The organism is Priestia sp. TRN 1309, assembly GCF_050846875.1.
Lineage (GTDB): Bacteria > Bacillota > Bacilli > Bacillales > Bacillaceae_H > Priestia > Priestia zanthoxyli.
This window is the reverse complement of the sequence record NZ_JBOZGM010000002.1, coordinates 632,614-650,052: the sequence shown is the minus strand read 5'-3', so window position 1 is coordinate 650,052 and position 17,439 is coordinate 632,614. Positions and strand designations below refer to the sequence as shown.

Genomic DNA, 17,439 nt, shown 5'->3' with positions numbered 1-17,439 from the left:
CAGTAATTGTATAAGGGTCGTAAAGGTATACTTTTACGATCGATTAATATTGATAAATTGCTTTTTACATGAAACAATGCGAAAAAGATGGGCACCCTAAAAGCAAAAGGAGGGGATAAAATGGGCAAAGAACCAAACGATGAAACAAGTGAAGGGCTGAATCAGCTTTTTGAAATCATCAATGCAAAAGGCGACGAGGGCGAACTTAGAGAAATTGTCAGCAGGAGCAGTGAAAAGAATAATCATAAAAATCATGGGGATCAATCGTAAAAAGAAAATAAAAAACCTCTTCATGGAAATCATGAAGAGGTCAGATGAAATAGCATTGCATCCATCCCATCCGGCAGAGTTTTAAAGTATTTTAAACTCTTGATACGACTGGTTTTATGGAACTGATGGGATTCGAACCCACGACCCCTTGTCTGCCAGACAAGTATTCTCCCACTGAACTACAGTCCCGCTTATGTAGAGTCTTTATTGCCTGTTGACTCTACTATATTTTAATACGTATGACGCACGTTCGCAATAGTTATTTTCAGTGTTTTCTAATTTCTTCATATGAATATTAACTTCTAAAAAAATCATTTACTTCTTGTTTGTACGTATTAAAAAAACTTGGAATTTGGCTTGGTTCCAATCCTTTTTCAGCGTATTTGCTGATGGACTCGTAGTACCATTTCTGTTTTTCGAATCCTCTTTTAAAACTATTCCAAATTGTATCTCCTTGCTGATCGTAGCTTTCTTTTAAAGACCGTAAATTGTCTAATTTATCTGCTACAATTAAAGATTTCACTTCAAGAGAACCAGTTTTCACAATTTGAATTGTATGCTGTTTACGTTCTTCCCAGCTTTTGGATTTGTCTTCTGTATGAGCTTCAACAATCTCCGCTACCTCTAAGCCAAATCTTTGTACAATTTCTTCGAGTGTTACACTTGTATCTTCTACAGCATCATGCAGATAAGCTGCTGCTATTACTTTTTCACTAAAACCTGCTTTTTCTAAAATATTACCTACGTTAATAGGATGAACGATATAAGGTTTATCAGACAGCTTACGCACTTGGCCGGTATGAGCATGTTCTGCATACCTACGTGCTTCTTTTATTAAAGACATCATATTCCTCCATTTTTTATACAGTATATATTCATATTATTAGTATAAACGAATATAGCTCTCCTAACGTTATGAAATTGCACAAATTCATTTCTTATAATTCTTATAATAAGGTAAGGCTACCAAAAGCCCTTCTTATTGTACGGTTTTTTATAAAGCCTAATATCTATTTAATAGGCCTGTATCAGTTGCCATTTCCTTTTTTATTCATAGTTTGTATGAAGGAGTGATAGCAATGCAAAACCGTAATAATCAAAATATTAAGGTCATTGATGTTTCTCATCACAACGGAACAATTGATTGGGCAAAAGTGGCGTCGGATGGGGTAAAAGGCGCGTATATTAAATTAACAGAAGGCACAACCTTCTTAGATAAAAAATCATATGATAATTATATAGGAGCAAAAAATGCAGGTCTACGTGTAGGCTTTTATCACTTTGCTCATGCTGATAATGATCCTATTGCAGAAGTTAATTTCTTTTTAAATAAATTAGGCAGCATGAAGGTTGATTTGCCTCATTGCTTAGATTTGGAAGAAAATAAAGGGAAAACAAAAGCGCAGGTCACAGCCTTTGCAGTTAGATGGATGGAATATATTGAAAGGAAAACAAGCATTACGCCTATTCTTTACACCGGGTATAGTTTTATTAAATCCAATTTTACAAGCGCCGTGGCAAGATATCCGCTATGGATAGCTCGTTACAGTGGAAGTAACCGTTCCAAGGGGTTTACTAATCCAGGTGATACGGCCATTTGGGATAGATGGTCTATGTTTCAATATACAGATCAAGGAAAAGTAAACGGGATTAAAGGCAATGTTGATATCAATGAAATGGATCTGGATTTCTTTAATAGTATTAACACAGGGGTGACGGTGGTGGAAAATAATCAGCCATCAGCACAATTGCAGCAAGGTGATAGCGGACTAGCTGTAAAAGAACTGCAGCAAAACTTAATTAAATTAGGATTTGAGCTTTCCCAGCAAGGAACCGATGGCCAATATGGCAGTGAAACTGTTGCAGCTGTTAAAGCTTTTCAAGAAAAGTATGGATTAACGTCAACTGGAAAAGCTGATGAGAAAACATTAGCTAAAATGATGGAATTGCTTAAGGGTGTAAGTAATCCTATAGAAGAATCATTACCAAAGGTTACTTCACTCGGAGATAAATATTCTTTTCAAGTAAAAGCGAAGAAGGATATTGGAGTCTACAAATATGCGAATGTAACAGAGAATTTCAGAACTATAAAAAAAGATACGGTATTTAGCGTATATGGCTATACGAGTGCAGCATGGGCTGTTCCAGGCGGATTCGTGCAAATGAAAGACGTAGAACCTATCCCAGTTACAATTAAAACAGGCGGATTAAGTAAAGACATGGAAACAGAGTTTCGTACTTTCTTAAAAAATGAAGGAATTGACAGTGAATTAAACGTACATGCAATAGGTAATCCGTCAGCTGAACTCACAGCAGCTGGACTGGATTTTGTAAAAGTTAAGCAGTTTTTAGATAAAAAAGGCTGGTACTACAAGCAATAAAACCCCGCTCTGAAGAGTAGGGTTTTATTTTGAGGTTTTATAAAAAAGAAGAGCAGACATCAATTAAGTAATTAAAATATGTTCTAAATAACAAATTAGGTGGCAACAAAAAAGTTTTTATGTATAGTCGACCTCTAACAGTCATATTTTTAGTCAACGACTCATGGAGGGTGAATGAATATGAAAAATACGCAGATTCGAATTGAAACACTATCCTATCACTATGAAAGCATTATGGTGAATGATGAAGTAGAGCGTGCGATAAAAAGTATTGAAGTGACGTATCGAGCATATAAACATAACCACGTTTTAAACGGACACGTAGTACTTTCAGGAGAAGAGATTTACGATCTTCAGCAGCTGACTCACGCAGTGGCTGGGAAAATAAAAGCAGAATTAGAAACTACATAAAAAAGCGCCTTTCTTTAAATTTCAAACATTAAAGAAAGGCGCTTTTTTATATTAATTATTAATTAAACTGCAAAAAGAAGAAATTAAAGTATGTTCTAAATAAAATATATAAATAAAAAACATAGCATCTAAGAGAATTCCCTAAGCCATACGCATTACCTTTGCATTGTGAACTTTGTCTCTTTTATCACTACTTTTCTTTTACTATGTGTAAGCAACACGCCGCATAACGTAATGATGCTTCCAGCAATGGAAGCTGCACTCGGGATATCTTTTAAAAGCAGCCACGCTAAGAAAAAGGACAGCGCAGGAGTTAAGTAAAGAGAGATGGCAGCCTCAGCAGAACCTATACGCGATGTCAGATAAGCGAGTACCATATAGGGAATAACGGTTGGAAATAATCCTAAATATATCACGCTTATTGCTGATCTGACAGAGATATACGCAAGTTCCGTTTCTAACCCAGGTAAAAAAACAAGCATAGAAATTGTAGCTCCCCAAATACTGTACGTCACAAAAGAAAGGAAACCATATTTTTTTAATAAATTTTTTTGACATACTATATAGACGCTTTCTGCAAGGGCAGCTAGCAGAACCAGTAAGATTCCATTAACTGAGTGTACAAAATTCTCTTTGCTGAAGGTTAAAAGTACAATACCCGCAAGGCTTACTGCAGATCCAATCCATTTTCTTTTTCCGAACTCCTCCTGAAAAAGAAAAATAGCTAAAAGCGAAGAAAAAATAGGAGTAGTCGAGATCAGTAAACTCGCAATACCCGCACTTACCGTTTTTTCTCCAATGTTTAAGGCCGTGTGATAGACGGTAAAACCTAAAAAACCGAGCGCTAAAAGAAGTGGAATATCTTTTATATCAGGCAAGGACATGCGTGTGGCTATTGCAATAACTAACAGCACTACAGAAGCAATACTTAACCGAACAAAAGCGAGGTGCTGAGGAGAAAACGATTCCAGCCCTATTTGAATAACTGGAAATGCTGACGCCCATAAGCTAATCATCAGTATATGTAAGAACACCAGACTAAACGTTAATTTCATACCTATTCATCTCCATTTTTCATTTTGAATCCAACCAGTATCTATTGTGGTTCCCATGTTAATAAACATTTGATAAAATGTCTTCAACCAGTTTAAAGGCAATTAACCCAACCACTTTAAAAACAGGAGTAAATGTATGAATCAAGAGAACAGTTCTAGTTATCCAAAATACAAGCAAATCATTGATTTTATGAAAGAGAAAATTGCGCGTGGAGAATGGCCGATTGGAAGTAAAATTCCTAGTCAGCGAAAGCTTGCTGCTATGTTTGATGTTAACCGAAGTACGGTCATCACCGCATTAGAGGAATTAACAGCGGACGGTTTAATTGAAGGTAAGATGGGAAAGGGAACCATCGTTATAAATAATACGTGGACACTTTTGGCTACAACTCCGCCCGATTGGGATGTTCATGTGAAATCAGGCATGCATCATCCGAGTCAAGCAATGGTACAAGATATTAATGAATCCGAATTTAACTCAAACCTTATTCAATTAAGCAAAGGAGAGCTTTCACCTGACATATTTCCTAAAAACAAAATGAAATACGCCGTAGAAAAAGTAGCAGAAAATATGGAGGTTCTAGGATACGAAGAACCAAAGGGGTATTTTCCTTTACGAAAAGAATTAAGTGCATATATGAAAACAATAGGGATTGAATCTTCTCCAGATTCTATTTTAATTGTTTCCGGCGCTCTTCAAGCTCTTCAGCTTATTTCAATTGGACTGCTGCAAAGAAACTCTTCGGTTTTGCTCGAAAAACCTTCTTATCTATATTCCTTACATGTATTTCAATCAGCCGGAATGAAACTCAAAGGCCTTGCTATGGATGAGGAAGGAATAAAAGTAACAGCTATAAAACGCGCCGACCCTCAAGAAGGGCAAGCTATTTTATATACAAATCCATGTTTCCATAACCCAACGGGAACATTAATGTCACAAAATAGGCGTTACGATTTGTTGAAAGAATGTGAGGAACATCTGCTTCCTATTATTGAAGATGATTTATACCGCGAATTATGGCTAGATAAACAGCCTCCGCTGCCATTAAAAGCTTTAGATAAAAATGGACACGTGTTATATGTTAGCAGTCTTTCTAAAACACTAAGCCCGGGATTACGGATCGGATGGATAGTCGGCCCAGAACCAGTCATTGAGCGTTTGGCGGATATTAAAATGCAAACAGATTACGGATCTAGCTCATTATCTCAAAGAGTAGCAGCAGAATGGTTTAAAAATGGCTTATATCAACAGCATATGGAAACTGTACGAACGGAATTGCGAACAAGAAGAAAAGTGATGCTGAATGCTTTGGAAACATACGCAGGAGATATAGCAACATGGACGAATCCTGAAGGAGGCTTTTTTATATGGGTGCATATTCAACCTTCTATTTCAATGAAATCTTTATACTCTCGTGCTTTAAAAAGAGGGATATTGCTTAACTCTGGAAGTATTTATGCACAAGAAACCGGCAGTTATCTTCGGCTTTCTTACGCCTATGCCTCTTTACCAGATATCGATAGAAGCATTGAAATTCTTGCTGAACTGATTCGGGAATTGCAAGTATAGTAAAAAAAGGAATAGTGGATTACCCACTATTCCTTTTTATTTGTATCAAACTATTCTTCTTATAAAAAACATCAAGTAACAACTGACTATATATTACCATCTATAAATCCATGTTATTTTTTATGGAAAAAATAAGTTAATAAAACTTTTAATTGACTTTCTGTACGTTTTACATGTAAATCGTGAATGGTTTTAACTACGTAATCATTATCAAACATTTCCAACACCTCAATTATTGTTAAGTTTCCTGTTTGTTATAGTTTATGAAATCATCAGACGCATATCATCGGCCATCAGCTGTAACTTTACGGTTTATCTTTTACAACTAAAGGCTGAAACGTACGTTCATGATTGAACGCACGAATAACAGGATATGCAAAAAAATGAAAAGTGTGCACGTTTTGTTTTAAAAAAGCTATATCTTTAAAAAAAGAAAATTGTCACACACATTTATGAATATGTATCTACTAAGTAAGAAGACTTTTTTAGTTGGTGGGATTGAAGGTGAAAAAGATGGATGAATTATTTAAAGATCTTGATCTGTACAGAACGCAAGAAGAAATGAAACAGTATTTTGAACATACGCAGCAAATGATTCATCAAAACAAAGAGTATATAAAATTAGCCAGACTTAAAAAAGGGCGTTTCAAAAAGTTTTTTGAAGAGTTTTATCCGCTTTATTGCTTCAGCCAATCTTCTTATTGTCCGAGGAATTCAAAATTGAAGCTTATTATTGGAAGTCAAGGATACGACGGATTAATTATTCAGCCGGATGGTACTGAAAAACGAATTGAAATTACTTCTTACAAAGATGGGAAACTGGAATTTGAAGATGCACAGAGGGTCAATTCAGGAAATTTTGCTCTACCCCGTATCCAGACGGAAGGTTCTGTGGAAGAGTATATAGAAAAAGTGCTAGAGAACATTCAAAAAAAGAGCAAAAAAGATTATAGTGGCGCATCCATTTTATTTGTTGTACACACGTTTCATTATTTTGAAGCCTATGGAAAAAGTTCAGCTGCCTTTATTCGTACCTTAAAAAAAGAAATGAAGAATACAGATTTTCGAGCGGATGAAATTTATTTATTGGAATTAAATCAGCCAGAAAGTGAAAGTGTTAAGCAAAACATTCATTTCATTAAATAAGAAGACACGCTGTAGATGTTGAGGTGTGTCTTCTTTTCTGATAATAGAACTTAATGCAGGTGGATAATTTTGAAAATTACAACAGTTAAGTGCTATAATTCAAGTATGAATATGCATTCAGAGGAGGAAAACCAATGGATTTAGCTTATAGAGAGAAAGCGTACGAATATGCCAAAAGATTCGAATCTAGCTATGACGATTATGATGAACGCTATAAGGTGCACAATAATCCGACGGTATGGCGATTTATGCCGCTGGCTGATTTTCAAGATTTACTAGAAACCAATGCGCTTTTTTTCGCAAAACCTGATGCATTTTCAGACCCCCTTGAAGGATGCTCTTCGATGTGGAACATAGAAGAGTTAAGAAAAAAAGGCGAACGTCATAACCGTACCTCTAGAACCTATATAAGAAAAATCCATGAATTTTCTGCTGTTTCATCCTGGCATATCAATGATTACGAAGCCGCTGGAATGTGGGATCTATATTTAAAAGGGAATGATGGCGTAGCTATTAAAACCACCTATGAAAATTTATTGTGCAGTATTAAAGATTTACGCTATAAAATCTTCTCTGGAAAAGTGCAGTACATAGACTTCCAAAAAGAAATGATCAGTCACTCTGTATATGACACGTTATTTTACAAGCGCAAATCCTATCAGCATGAAAATGAATTGAGGCTTGTTATTGTAGCAAGTCGTATACACGCTTGGAAGCTGCAAAAGCTATTCGAAATTCAAGGTATTTCCGCAAATCAATGGCAAAAACGAATGGATATCCTCGAAAAAAGATCGTATGAGTTTTCTCACGAGCATGGCAACCTCCTTACATGTAATTTACATCAGCTTATCAACGATATTTACGTATCGCCAAGAAGCGCTCAAAGCTGTGTAGATGAGGTAAAAGCTCTTACTAAGAAACACGGTCTCGCTTATAAAAAGGTTATTCAGTCTGACTTGTATAAGGACTATATTTACTAAATGCTAGCGAAGTACACAAAGGCTTAATCAAAAAATGATTAAGCCTTTTGTGTTACACGTTTTATATTCCCATACATTTCCTCATATAAAATAAAACAAACCTTCAAAGCCTATATATACATATTAGACAAATCAGGAGTACAGTATGGTTAAAAAAATGCTGTTTATTTTAGTATGCGGGCTTTGTTTGTGTTTGTTTTTTCAATGGGACGTAAAAAAAGGCTATAACGCTTATGTTCGCGTACATCCGCTTATCGAAACGCCTGTTTACCAAGGCAATATAGCGCTGTATACAAAAGGAAGTAATTTATATCCTACTTTATTTGAGGATATTAAAAAAGCAAAAAAGTACGTGTACATTCAATTTTTTATTATTCGAGCGGACAACATCAGCATGAAGCTATTTGAGCTATTGAAAGAGAAAGCAGCTGAAGGGGTAAAGGTTAAACTTTCTGTAGATCGTTTTGGAGGAAACGATCTCTCCCGAACACTCATAGATGACCTTAAGAAAAATGGAGTTGAGTTTACCTTTAGTCGAAAAGCAAGCAGGCAGCACTTTTTTTATAGCATTAATCATCGAAATCATCGAAAGTTTGTCGTAGTAGATGGTCAAGAAGCCTATCTCGGAGGTTTTAATATAGGAGAAGAATACTTAGGGAAGCATAAAAAATTGGGCTATTGGCGTGATTACCACTTGCGAATTAAAGGAGAAGGTATTTTTGAAATTGAAAAGCAATTTTTGAAAGATTGGGAAGAAGACACGGGACAACATATATCTCCTCAGCGAGTTCCTATCGCTCGCTCTCACGGAGCAAGCTATCAGCTATTGTTTTCAACTGGAGAAGAACTTGAGCAAAAGATGATTGATCTAATCAACCGTGCCAAAGTAAAGCTTACCATTGCTACCCCTTATTTTATTCCAAGTGAACATTTAATGAATGCACTTATTTCAGCAAAAGAAAAAGGCGTTTTAATCGATATTATACTTCCGGACAATACTGATGCGTGGTTCACTAAACCGCCTAGTTATCCTAAAACAGAGCAACTATTAAACAAAGGTATTCGAATTTTCTTATATAAAAAGGGGTTTTTTCACGGAAAAGTAATGGTCATTGATCATACGATTGCCAATATTAGCACAGCCAACTGGGATCCCCGAAGTTTTTATTTAAATGATGAAGCGAGCTGTCTTATTTATGATCGCGAGATGATTGCACACGTAGAACGAGAAATTAATGAAGATAAAACAAACAGCCGCAGATTAACCAAAACAGTAATAGATGAAATCCCTAAATGGGAACGTTCTCTAAAAAAAACACCGGAATGGATTTATTATTATTTTTGAAAAAATACCCAAATCAAGTTTTAATTATTTTTCCCCGGGTATATATTCTATGTAAGGCCAATACAGGAAAGGAGAGACTGTACACATGCATTGTTTTACAGCGACTTCAAGAAACGTATTGAGCACCTTAGAAGGAAGATTTGCTTTAATTACAAAAGGAACATTGGTAAACAATCGTTATACTAAGTGCTAGGCTGTCTAATTCAGACAGAATACTCGACTATTCTATTCAAACATAACATTCAGTATAAAAAAGAAGATGCGTGCTAAGCGCATCTTCTTTTTTGTTGACTCTATTTTCTCTCTCTTTTGTACTTCGTCTTATTTTTACGCATAAAATAATAAAAAGGAGGGGGTTATGTTGTTTGATTATGAACGGGAGTTAACGATTGACCGAAAAGATGCTACTCAAAAGACTGCAGCCACTAATGCTGAGACTTATAAAAAAATAGACTGGGAACAAGTGAAATCAGAACAAAATCTTGCGGATGACCAAGCCCTTGTACGCGTACCTTTTCCGCTGATTTTCAAAAAAAATCAGCTGTATCCTGTATGGGATTTAAGAAAGTACGCTTTTTTATTTGAACAATCTACACCTGCTACTGTCCACCCTAAACTGTGGGAACAAGGAAAATTAAATGTACAAGCCGGTTTATATCAAGTAACTGAAAACATCTTTCAGGTAAGAGGCTTTGATATGGCTAATATTACATTTGTTAAAGGGAAAACGGGGTGGATTGTTATTGATTGCTTAACATCCAAAGAAACGGCAGAAAAAGCGCTTGAACTAGTAAACCAGCAGTGCGGGAAGCGTCCTGTTAGAGCTGTTATCTTCTCTCATTCGCATATAGATCATTACGGCGGAGTTCTAGGGATATTACCTGACTCAACACAAAATAAAACTAGTAAAGTTTATGCTCCTGCTGGATTTATGGATGCGGTTATTGATGAAAACGTCACGGCGGCAACAGCAATGACACGAAGAAGTCAATACATGTACGGTATTCGACTGCGACGCGATGAAAAAGGCTTAATTGACAACGGCATCGGAAAAGAAATTTCATTTGGAACAATCACGCTTATTAAAGGAATAGAAGAAATTCATCCTTCCGAACATCATTCTTATGTAAGTAAGAAAATTGACGGCGTCTCATTGCAGTTTCAGCTTACGCCAGGGACGGAGGCGCCTGCTGAAATGAACATCTATATTCCTAGTGAAAAGGCTCTTTGTATTGCAGAAAACTGTACGGCCACTCAGCACAACCTCTATACCCTTAGAGGAGCAAAAGTAAGAGACGCAGCAGCGTGGGCAAAATACTTGCAGCAAGCAATCGATTTATTTGGCCAAGAACTAACAACTGTATTTGGGGTACATAATTGGCCAAGGTTCGGAAACGAGTCGTGCATCACATATATCGAAAATCAACGAGATGTTTATCAATATATTCATGATCAAACATTAAGGCTGATGAATAAAGGCTATACCATCGACCACGTCGGCCGAATGATGAAGCTACCGGAAACCCTATCTCACGAGTGGTATACAAACGGCTTTTATGGAACGGTTAACCATAACGCAAAAGCGGTTTATCAGCGCTATATGGGCTGGTATAACAGCAATCCTGTAGATTTAAATAAACTGTTTCCTGAAGAGTCAGCTAAGAAATATGTAAAGTATATGGGCGGAGCGGACAACATTGTCCAAAAAGCACAGCGCTGTTTTCAACAAGGCGACTATCAATGGGTAGCTGAAGTGACCAAACAAGTTATTTACGCTGATCCTCACCATGTGAAGGCAAAACTTTTATGCGCAGACGCGCTTGAACAATTAGGGTATATAGCTGAATCTGGTCCTTGGCGAAATGAATATTTAACAGGAGCCAAAGAACTTCGTTTAGGTAATATACCGCTGCCAGTCAACATTATTACAAAAGAAGTATGGGATACACTTCCTTTGAAAAATATTTTAGAACTATTTAGCATTCGCGTAGATGGATTAAAGGCGGGTGCATGTAACTATCGTATATTGTTTGTGATACCCGATCGTAATGAAGTAGCTCTCACAGAACTTAAGCATGGAATCTTTAGGTATCTTGGAGATACGCGAAAGAAAGCTGAGGTGACGGTAACGATGTGGCAAGATACCTTATACCGGCTAACAACTACAAATGATCACTCTTATAGCTCGGTCATATTTGTTCAAGGAGATAAATCAAAATGGGATTTCTTTTTGTCTTGTCAGGATTCTATTGATCCAAACTTTAATATTGTGACACCTGTTTCTAAAAAATAGAGTACCTGATTACAGCTCAGAAAGCACATCGTTGACTTTTTGTTCAAAACAGCTGTCGCATGTGAAGATTTCTTTTTCTTGAAAAGATGTTAGCCTTTCTCCACAGATGGAACAGCATTCTATATAGTGATTGTTTCGCTCTTGTTCTTTTCTTTCATGTAACATAGCACTTTCCTCCTTTTCAGTATAAATAGTTTGTCTTATTTCTTTAAGTATATACTAATATCAGCCTATGCAGGGAATATAAGGCGTGCTAATGCAGAATATTTATAAAATAAAAGCGTTGTAAAACCGTCGAAATTGGCACAGGAATTGCATATTAAATCATTGAGAAATTTCAATGATTAATATGGGGTGAACAGAATGTCCATTACAAAAACAGCTAGTGAATTAAAAAAAGAACAGCAGCAAGAACAGGAATCACTTAATTTATTTTTATCTACTCAAACTGTTATTCAAGAAGCGCTTCAAAAACTAGGGTATGGTGAAGAAATGTATCATTTGTTGAAAGAACCGCTGCGTATGATGACGGTTCGTATTCCAGTTAAAATGGATAACGGATCGGTAAAAGTATTTACGGGCTACCGCTCTCAGCATAATGATGCTGTCGGGCCTACTAAAGGAGGCGTACGCTTTCATCCTGAAGTAAATGAAGAAGAAGTGAAGGCATTATCCATTTGGATGAGTTTAAAATGCGGGATTGTCGACCTTCCGTACGGCGGAGGTAAAGGCGGAATTGTATGTGACCCAAGAAACATGTCGTTTGGTGAACTAGAGCGACTCAGCCGCGGCTATGTAAGAGCCATTAGTCAAATAGTTGGGCCTACTAAAGATATTCCTGCACCGGATGTCTATACAAATTCTCAAATCATGGCGTGGATGATGGACGAATATAGCCGACTGCGTGAGTTCGATTCTCCTGGTTTTATTACCGGAAAACCTATCGTACTCGGAGGATCTCAAGGACGCGAAACTGCAACGGCTAAAGGAGTAACCATTTGTATAGAAGAAGCTGTTAAAAAGAAAAACCTTAACTTGCAAGAAGCACGGATTATTATTCAAGGCTTCGGAAATGCCGGCAGTTTTCTTGCTAAGTTCATGCATGACGCAGGAGCAAAAGTAATTGGCATTTCAGACGCGTACGGAGCTCTTTATGATCCGCTTGGTCTTGATATTGATTACCTGCTTGATCGACGCGACAGTTTTGGTACCGTAACGAATTTATTTACCAATGTGATGACAAACGAAGAACTATTAGAAAAAGAATGTGATATTTTAGTACCCGCAGCCATTTCGAATCAAATTACGGTTCGTAACGCTCATCGCATTAAAGCTTCTATTGTAGTCGAAGCAGCGAACGGACCGACTACACTTGAGGCTACGCGCATTTTAGACGAAAAAGGCGTGCTTTTAGTGCCAGATATTTTAGCGAGTGCTGGAGGCGTAACGGTTTCATACTTCGAATGGGTGCAAAATAATCAAGGCTACTACTGGTCTGAAGAGGAAGTAGCTTACAAATTACGCAAGGTAATGGTGGATTCATTTGAAACGATCTATCAAATCGCTCAAGAAAATGATGTAGACATGAGACTTGCTGCTTACATGGCAGGAATCAAAAAATCAGCTGAAGCTTCTCGTTTCCGCGGCTGGGTATAAGATAAAAAAACGATTTGGACTACATGTTCCAAATCGTTTTTTATTTACCAGAACTGCCAAATAATTAAAAGAAAACCTGCTAAAAAAACAAACATGCATAAAAAATTGGCATATTTATTTATCGCAACCCGAATGATGGCAAAACAATTGACAGTGAGAATGATTTTCAATTATTCTATATATAAGATATATACATACCTATACTAATAAATTGAATGTAGAAAAGGAGACAGAAAGCATGAGCGTATTAGATATTATTAAAGCCAGAAGAACGATTGGGGCTATGCAAGACAAAGATGTATCAGAAGATGCTATCAATCTTATGTTAGAAGCAGGCACTTGGGCTCCTAACCATAAAAAGACAGAGCCTTGGAAATTCCGAGTGTTTACAGGGGATTCACGCGTTCGTTTAGGAGACGAAATGGAACGTATTATGAAGCAAAAAACTGCTCACTTAAGTGAAGAAGAAGCGTTGAAAAAAACAACAAAAGCTAAAAAAGGCCCGCTTCGTGCTCCTGTCATTATTGCTGTAGCAGTAAGTCCCTCAGGAAAAGTGCCTGAAATTGAAGAAATCTCTGCCGTAGCGGCAAGCATACAAAATATGCTATTAGTAGCGGAAGAACAAGGTTTGGCTACAATTTGGAGAACAGGTGAAATTGTCTATCAGACAGAACTGAATGACTTTTTATCTCTAGAAGACGGCGATAAGCTCCTAGGCTTAATTTACGTCGGACATCCTAATAAAGAAGCTTCATCAAAACGTATTCCGTATCAAGATAAAACAATTTGGTATCGTTAAAAGGTTATTTCTGTGTTTCTATAAATAAAAGGCAGCAGCTCATAAGTTGAGCTGCTGCCTTTTTTATTGTTTTTGAAAAGTGGCAGAAGGAAACTTCTTCATTTTCTTTACTAAGTAGAGCTTTAACATAAGCTGCTTTGAATACTCTTTGAAGAGTCTGATGTCTGATGAACGTTCAAACGATCTCGATAAGAAAATTGACCATTTAATATTCAAGACAGACGTGAAGAACCAGAGTAGAAAAGCTTTAAAAAAGTATTATTAATCGCTTTAATTGTAGTTGCAATTACATTTGTTTTCTTGTTGTTTATCCTTAGACTAATTAGTTTTTACTCAGTTGATATTAATTAGCATAAAAGGCTAACTTAGAGAATAAGCGCCTTTTTTTGTTAAAATAATTATTACATATAACAAAACCTTCTTTAGTGTTATTTAAAACCCTTAATTTAATGAGTTAAATTACAAAATAACCCATAATATGCTATTTTTTGTGCTATAATGATAAATTAATAGGTGTTATAGAGGATATAAAGCCTATAATCTTATAATGAAACGGAGAAATGATATGAAAAGAGTAACGCGAGTAGCATTAGCCGGAGTAATTACATTAGGTGGTTTAGGATTAGGATCTGTAGCAAGTCTCCCATTGGTTCCAAATGGGCATATTCAAGAAGCTGATGCCGCTTCATCATACGGTGTATCGGTTAACTCAACTAAGAAAAATTGGACAAAAGAAGAATCAATTATTATGAAGTTTATTAATCATAATTCATTTGAGGTACGACTTGTCGGTCAATTGCAGCATTTAGAGAATGGTAAATGGGTAAACGTGCAATCTGCATCCCAATGGTATGCAGTCCCTGGAGAGAAATTTGGAACGAGTTTTAAAGTTGATACTAATGGCACATACCGTTATAAGCTTGCTGTATATCATATAACCAAACCGCTAACCAATTATGATGGAACTTTCGCTGGATACCTTTATAGCAGCAACTTTTACGTGAAATGATCAAGTTTTTTAATACAGTTATAATAAAAAAGGACTTGATTACACATCAAGTCCTTTTTTGCTTATGTGCTTATTTAGTAGTATTAATAGTCTGTCTTAAAGTATCGGCGCTATAATATTCTTTGCCATTGAACCTATTATACATTTTAGGATTGATTCCATTGTCAGACTTAACTTTTATATTTTCTAATACATATTGGCTTACTGTCCCTAAGGATGCTACAACAATAAGACCGAGCGTGAACAAATCTATATAAATTTACTTTTTTTATAAGTGACGCAACGAAAATTCTGGAGTGAAAATCTTATAAGAAAGAGGGAAGTAATGGACGTTCAAAAGGTAGCAAATTTATTTTCGATTTTTGTCTTAATTGCAGCAGGCATTTCATTGGTAATTGGCTTTGTTGTTGCTGTGAGAAGTACAAACTATAAGAAGGGATATATAAGTACTTTTATATCCAGTGTTGTCTTTTTAATAATTATTGTGAGCTGGTATGATAAAGCATCTTCAAACGTTTTTATGGGGACAATACCTTGGATTTTAAATGTTATTGCCGTCATTATTGTGTTACCACTGTACGTGTTAGTTGCTCGCTTTATATTTAAAAAGGTGACAAAAGGACAAAAAGGAACAAATGAAAAAATTAGCGGTTAACTTACTTTTTTTATCGTTTTCCCTAATCTTCACGATTTTAAATAAATGAAGATACACAAAAAAAATTTTTATCAATATCCTGTTAGAGAAGGTGATTGATATCATTTTCTGTAAAGGAGAGAACGTCTATGATTAAAGTTAATCAACAAATTGTGAAAATAAGCGATTTAAATAATAGTTCGTTAACAAAAGAAAAAGCAGACATTTTAAAACAAATGGATGCCTATAGGGAAGTGTATGAGTATGCTACATTTGACCAGCTTGATTTTGATGTATCTGTTAAATTACAAATTATTGAATCGTCTGTGTTGCTGCGCAAAAGCGGCGCTAGGTTTGCTACATTCGCCCGTTCTAGGTGCAACGAAAAGTATTGGAAACGAACCGATAACGGAGGGTTTCAGCTACTACCTACCGTTTCTCCTCATCAGGCCATCGATGATATTTTTTACAACGGACACGAATACGCGTTTGAGTGCGCGACGGCTGTTATCATCATCTTTTACAAAGCTGTATTAAATAATATTGGAAAAGCAAATTTTAACAGGCTTTTTGCTGATCTTTACTTACACGATTGGCAATACGATGAAGACCTTGAGCTCCATGGTTATAAAGGATCTGACTACTTGCCCGGAGACTGTGCGTATTTTAAAAACCCTGATTATAACCCTGATACTCCCCAGTGGAAAGGTGAAAACACCATTGTATTAGATGAAACTCTATATTTTGGTCATGGAATTGGAATTACGACGCGGGAAAGAATTATTGAAGTGTTAAATTTAAAGAGAAAAGACAACGCAAAGCAATCAGCTTACCTGTCAGATGAAATTGTCAGACTTCACACCGCTCACCTCAGTTATTTGGCGGTTAGATACGAACCTGTTGTTTGGTATGACAGAAACAGCGCTATTATTTCCACTATTGGATCGATTACGTATGTAGCTTGAATGATCAAAGTTTTGATACTTTGGTCTTTTTTTGTAAAAAGGAAAGAATTACATGAAGGTAAATTTGAGAATTCAAAAGGATTTTATGTATAAAAGAAGAATCCATTTAATACGCAGGTCTTAAAACTAAAAGGAAAGGAGGAGATTACTATTAAAAATCGTGATAAAAGACGCAAGAGAAAACGCGGCGCATTAAAAGATTATCTGAAAAATAAGCTTGGTCAGCTAAAACCGAAGCCAAACAAAGGACCTGTCTCAAATTTAAAGTCTTCTGCTTAAAAAATCCCCCTAGTTTTTATATAGGGGGATTTTCTTTTGAATTTTCTTTTATTTTAAGGTTTAAATGTTATGAGTGGCATTTAAGGGGTAATTTGTGCACAATAGACATTGAATAGTTTATCTAATACGACAACGTAAGGAGAGATTAGACGATGGAAAACATGATTTTAAAACATATGGACGTTGTAAGAGGAATTACGATTAGTATCCTTGAAAAAACAACAGAAGAGGCAGCGGACATCACACCAAAAGGGTTCAATAACAATATTCGCTGGAATCTTGGACACATTGCCTTTATTCAAGAAAAGCTTGTGTTTGGCTTAGCTGGTGAACCGATGCAAACGCCAGAGAGTTATGAAAGCTTTTTTGGTGCCGGAACAAAACCTGCTGATTGGAACGAGGCTGCTCCATCTCTTGAAGAAATTGCGAATGTGTTGAAAGACCAAGCACGCCGTATTAAAGAGTTCATGCCGGGGCAGTTTGATAAGCAGTTAATCACACCTTTTACAAATAAAGCGGGTATCAACTTTACAACAGTTGGCGAAACGTTTTTATTCAGTTTCTATCACGAAGCGATGCATGTAGAAACGATTAAGCAAATTGGGAAAGCAGCAGCTGCACAATAAGGAAATAAAAAAGAATAAAT

General features: G+C 36.2%; 17 protein-coding genes and 1 tRNA gene. 14 read left to right on the top strand and 4 right to left on the bottom strand.

The features are described 5' to 3' along the window. Positions 1–120: 120 nt before the first annotated feature. Positions 121–270 carry a hypothetical protein gene (locus ACRPLQ_RS10640; RefSeq protein ID WP_165636078.1) on the top strand — a complete coding sequence of 50 codons (150 nt, stop codon included), beginning with the start codon at positions 121–123 and terminating at the stop codon, positions 268–270. Positions 271–387: 117 nt separating this feature from the next. Here ACRPLQ_RS10640 and ACRPLQ_RS10635 read toward each other — a convergent pair. After that, positions 388–459 (bottom strand) — tRNA-Ala (locus tag ACRPLQ_RS10635). A 106-nt stretch (positions 460–565) separates the two neighbouring features. After that, complete coding sequence (locus tag ACRPLQ_RS10630; protein ID WP_034266266.1) at positions 566–1,114, bottom strand: HD domain-containing protein; 549 nt, start codon at positions 1,112–1,114, stop codon at positions 566–568. A gap of 235 nt (positions 1,115–1,349) precedes the next feature. Here ACRPLQ_RS10630 and ACRPLQ_RS10625 point away from each other — a divergent pair, with 235 nt between their 5' ends. Beyond that, positions 1,350–2,651 carry a GH25 family lysozyme gene (locus ACRPLQ_RS10625; RefSeq protein ID WP_367078190.1) on the top strand — a complete coding sequence of 434 codons (1,302 nt, stop codon included), beginning with the start codon at positions 1,350–1,352 and terminating at the stop codon, positions 2,649–2,651. Between the two features lie 180 nt (positions 2,652–2,831). Beyond that, positions 2,832–3,062, top strand: coding sequence for a hypothetical protein (locus ACRPLQ_RS10620; RefSeq protein WP_016764194.1), 231 nt, complete (start codon positions 2,832–2,834; stop codon positions 3,060–3,062). A gap of 155 nt (positions 3,063–3,217) precedes the next feature. Here ACRPLQ_RS10620 and ACRPLQ_RS10615 read toward each other — a convergent pair whose 3' ends face one another. Beyond that, a complete protein-coding gene (locus ACRPLQ_RS10615; protein WP_274863925.1) occupies positions 3,218–4,117 on the bottom strand; it encodes a DMT family transporter in 900 nt (299 codons plus the stop codon). A gap of 136 nt (positions 4,118–4,253) precedes the next feature. Between ACRPLQ_RS10615 and ACRPLQ_RS10610 the strand changes: the two genes are divergently transcribed. The 5 genes from ACRPLQ_RS10610 (at position 4,254) to ACRPLQ_RS10590 (ending at position 11,451) form a co-directional block, all read left to right on the top strand. Then, a complete protein-coding gene (locus ACRPLQ_RS10610; RefSeq protein ID WP_325077202.1) occupies positions 4,254–5,687 on the top strand; it encodes a PLP-dependent aminotransferase family protein in 1,434 nt (477 codons plus the stop codon). Positions 5,688–6,200: 513 nt separating this feature from the next. Beyond that, the gene (locus tag ACRPLQ_RS10605; protein WP_034266280.1) at positions 6,201–6,833 is read left to right on the top strand and encodes a hypothetical protein; all 633 of its coding nucleotides are present in this window, start codon (positions 6,201–6,203) and stop codon (positions 6,831–6,833) included. Between the two features lie 134 nt (positions 6,834–6,967). Then, positions 6,968–7,813 carry a DUF2971 domain-containing protein gene (locus tag ACRPLQ_RS10600; RefSeq protein ID WP_028413295.1) on the top strand — a complete coding sequence of 282 codons (846 nt, stop codon included), beginning with the start codon at positions 6,968–6,970 and terminating at the stop codon, positions 7,811–7,813. A 145-nt stretch (positions 7,814–7,958) separates the two neighbouring features. Then, positions 7,959–9,158 (top strand): phospholipase D-like domain-containing protein, encoded by a 1,200-nt coding sequence (locus tag ACRPLQ_RS10595; protein WP_432235958.1) that lies wholly within the window; start codon positions 7,959–7,961, stop codon positions 9,156–9,158. A gap of 358 nt (positions 9,159–9,516) precedes the next feature. Continuing rightward, positions 9,517–11,451, top strand: a complete 1,935-nt coding sequence (locus tag ACRPLQ_RS10590) for an alkyl/aryl-sulfatase (protein ID WP_432235957.1) — start codon at positions 9,517–9,519, stop codon at positions 11,449–11,451. Between the two features lie 9 nt (positions 11,452–11,460). Here the strand turns inward: ACRPLQ_RS10590 and ACRPLQ_RS10585 are convergent, their stop codons facing one another. After that, positions 11,461–11,616: a hypothetical protein gene (locus ACRPLQ_RS10585; protein WP_162871471.1), complete on the bottom strand. Its 156-nt coding sequence runs from the start codon at positions 11,614–11,616 to the stop codon at positions 11,461–11,463. A 198-nt stretch (positions 11,617–11,814) separates the two neighbouring features. Here ACRPLQ_RS10585 and ACRPLQ_RS10580 point away from each other — a divergent pair, with 198 nt between their 5' ends. From ACRPLQ_RS10580 to ACRPLQ_RS10555, 6 genes are all read left to right on the top strand, one after another. Then, complete coding sequence (locus ACRPLQ_RS10580) at positions 11,815–13,107, top strand: Glu/Leu/Phe/Val family dehydrogenase (protein ID WP_033579029.1); 1,293 nt, start codon at positions 11,815–11,817, stop codon at positions 13,105–13,107. 238 nt (positions 13,108–13,345) lie between these two features. Further along, on the top strand, positions 13,346–13,906 hold the full coding sequence (locus ACRPLQ_RS10575) for a nitroreductase family protein (protein WP_028408464.1): 561 nt from the start codon (positions 13,346–13,348) through the stop codon (positions 13,904–13,906). Positions 13,907–14,471: 565 nt separating this feature from the next. Then, the gene (locus ACRPLQ_RS10570; protein ID WP_310876451.1) at positions 14,472–14,915 is read left to right on the top strand and encodes a hypothetical protein; all 444 of its coding nucleotides are present in this window, start codon (positions 14,472–14,474) and stop codon (positions 14,913–14,915) included. Between the two features lie 325 nt (positions 14,916–15,240). Then, complete coding sequence (locus ACRPLQ_RS10565; RefSeq protein WP_063247967.1) at positions 15,241–15,570, top strand: hypothetical protein; 330 nt, start codon at positions 15,241–15,243, stop codon at positions 15,568–15,570. A gap of 128 nt (positions 15,571–15,698) precedes the next feature. Then, positions 15,699–16,514, top strand: coding sequence for a protein-glutamine gamma-glutamyltransferase (locus tag ACRPLQ_RS10560; RefSeq protein ID WP_033579040.1), 816 nt, complete (start codon positions 15,699–15,701; stop codon positions 16,512–16,514). A gap of 431 nt (positions 16,515–16,945) precedes the next feature. Next, a complete protein-coding gene (locus tag ACRPLQ_RS10555; protein WP_033579041.1) occupies positions 16,946–17,419 on the top strand; it encodes a DinB family protein in 474 nt (157 codons plus the stop codon). The last annotated feature ends 20 nt before the right edge of the window (positions 17,420–17,439 follow it).

What these genes read in the sequence shown, in the direction of transcription:
- ACRPLQ_RS10640 (WP_165636078.1), top strand. Translation starts at nt 121, where the DNA reads ATGGGCAAAGAACCAAACGATGAAACAAGTGAAGGGCTGAATCAGCTT.
- ACRPLQ_RS10630 (WP_034266266.1), bottom strand. Translation starts at nt 1,114, where the DNA reads ATGTCTTTAATAAAAGAAGCACGTAGGTATGCAGAACATGCTCATACC.
- ACRPLQ_RS10625 (WP_367078190.1), top strand. Translation starts at nt 1,350, where the DNA reads ATGCAAAACCGTAATAATCAAAATATTAAGGTCATTGATGTTTCTCAT.
- ACRPLQ_RS10620 (WP_016764194.1), top strand. Translation starts at nt 2,832, where the DNA reads ATGAAAAATACGCAGATTCGAATTGAAACACTATCCTATCACTATGAA.
- ACRPLQ_RS10615 (WP_274863925.1), bottom strand. Translation starts at nt 4,117, where the DNA reads ATGAAATTAACGTTTAGTCTGGTGTTCTTACATATACTGATGATTAGC.
- ACRPLQ_RS10610 (WP_325077202.1), top strand. Translation starts at nt 4,254, where the DNA reads ATGAATCAAGAGAACAGTTCTAGTTATCCAAAATACAAGCAAATCATT.
- ACRPLQ_RS10605 (WP_034266280.1), top strand. Translation starts at nt 6,201, where the DNA reads ATGGATGAATTATTTAAAGATCTTGATCTGTACAGAACGCAAGAAGAA.
- ACRPLQ_RS10600 (WP_028413295.1), top strand. Translation starts at nt 6,968, where the DNA reads ATGGATTTAGCTTATAGAGAGAAAGCGTACGAATATGCCAAAAGATTC.
- ACRPLQ_RS10595 (WP_432235958.1), top strand. Translation starts at nt 7,959, where the DNA reads ATGGTTAAAAAAATGCTGTTTATTTTAGTATGCGGGCTTTGTTTGTGT.
- ACRPLQ_RS10590 (WP_432235957.1), top strand. Translation starts at nt 9,517, where the DNA reads ATGTTGTTTGATTATGAACGGGAGTTAACGATTGACCGAAAAGATGCT.
- ACRPLQ_RS10585 (WP_162871471.1), bottom strand. Translation starts at nt 11,616, where the DNA reads ATGTTACATGAAAGAAAAGAACAAGAGCGAAACAATCACTATATAGAA.
- ACRPLQ_RS10580 (WP_033579029.1), top strand. Translation starts at nt 11,815, where the DNA reads ATGTCCATTACAAAAACAGCTAGTGAATTAAAAAAAGAACAGCAGCAA.
- ACRPLQ_RS10575 (WP_028408464.1), top strand. Translation starts at nt 13,346, where the DNA reads ATGAGCGTATTAGATATTATTAAAGCCAGAAGAACGATTGGGGCTATG.
- ACRPLQ_RS10570 (WP_310876451.1), top strand. Translation starts at nt 14,472, where the DNA reads ATGAAAAGAGTAACGCGAGTAGCATTAGCCGGAGTAATTACATTAGGT.
- ACRPLQ_RS10565 (WP_063247967.1), top strand. Translation starts at nt 15,241, where the DNA reads ATGGACGTTCAAAAGGTAGCAAATTTATTTTCGATTTTTGTCTTAATT.
- ACRPLQ_RS10560 (WP_033579040.1), top strand. Translation starts at nt 15,699, where the DNA reads ATGATTAAAGTTAATCAACAAATTGTGAAAATAAGCGATTTAAATAAT.
- ACRPLQ_RS10555 (WP_033579041.1), top strand. Translation starts at nt 16,946, where the DNA reads ATGGAAAACATGATTTTAAAACATATGGACGTTGTAAGAGGAATTACG.